The sequence below is a fragment of the Acinetobacter sp. YH1901141 genome (assembly GCF_013416935.1).
GTDB classification, from domain to species: Bacteria; Pseudomonadota; Gammaproteobacteria; order Pseudomonadales; family Moraxellaceae; genus Acinetobacter; species Acinetobacter towneri.
Genome location: NZ_VPEY01000085.1, coordinates 1 through 1013 on the forward strand (window position 1 = coordinate 1; position 1013 = coordinate 1013).

Genomic DNA, 1013 nt, shown 5'->3' on the forward strand with positions numbered 1-1013 from the left:
CCATGAAGTGCCTGCCTGCGTCTGTTAGCCGAACGCCCCGCGCATGGCGCTCAAATAGCAGGACACCAAGGTTATCCTCCAGCGCTTTCACACGCGCGCTGACGCTCGACTGGCTGATACCAAGTGCCTTGGCCGCATGCCGAAAATTCAGATGCTCGGCGACGGCGATGAACTGAACAAGGGAAATGAGCGGTATCCTGCCAGACAGGATACCGACATTCACGAGGTTTCGATGGTTAGTGCGCCGCATCGGAGCGGGCCTGCTACCAGTCGTCGGTTAGACGACTGGCGACTTCTCGGTGGCAGCCCCACGGAGCCGAAGGAGCACCAGCCCCAACGAAACCAGTACCGCCATCGCCGTGGCGTAACAGATCACGGGCCACGCTGTGTCACCGTTTAAAAGTGCCACCGCCAATGTCCCGACAATGCTGACTATCAGGCTTTGAACGCAGAAGTAGAACGCGACCGCTGATCCCGCGATGTCGTCGAACTCTGCCAAAGCGCCGTTCGCGGTAACGGACACCGTGAAGACAATACCGACCGCGACAACCCACATCGGTAGGATGAAGGTGAGGAATGACGGCGAGCCGTAAAGTTCGCCGATCCCCAACAGGACCGCTCCGCAAACAAGCAACGCCATCCCACGCGCCACGCATCCTGCGATGCCCCATCTGGCGACAAAGGACTTCGCGAAACGGGTTGTCACGATCATTACAAGCGCGACAGTGGCGAAGGCAAAGCTGAATCCGATCTCGGAATATTCCGCTTGGCCTATGAGCACACGGGGAGCCGTCGAGAAGAAGACGAAGTAGGTGCCCATACCGGCGCTAAAGCCGACAGTGTAAACCCAAAAAGCCGGACTCGCGAAGATCGGCAAGACAGATCGGCGCGTCTTGACTTGATCCAGAGGGCGGGTTTCGTGCCACCTGAAACCCGCATTTAGGAGTGCGAGCATCGCCAGTATAGCCAAAGTAATGAATATCGCCTGCCATCCCAAGAACTCGCCGATCAAT

General features: G+C 57.9%; 2 protein-coding genes. Both read right to left on the reverse strand.

Annotated elements, in window-relative coordinates; all coding sequences use genetic code 11:
- The coding region (locus FTV52_RS14600; RefSeq protein ID WP_130234736.1) for a LysR family transcriptional regulator at window positions 1-250 on the reverse strand (250 nt) is incomplete at its 3' end.
- Between the two features lie 27 nt (window positions 251-277).
- Window positions 278-1013 (reverse strand): MFS transporter (locus tag FTV52_RS14605; protein ID WP_074379287.1); only part of this gene is annotated, 736 nt, incomplete at its 5' end.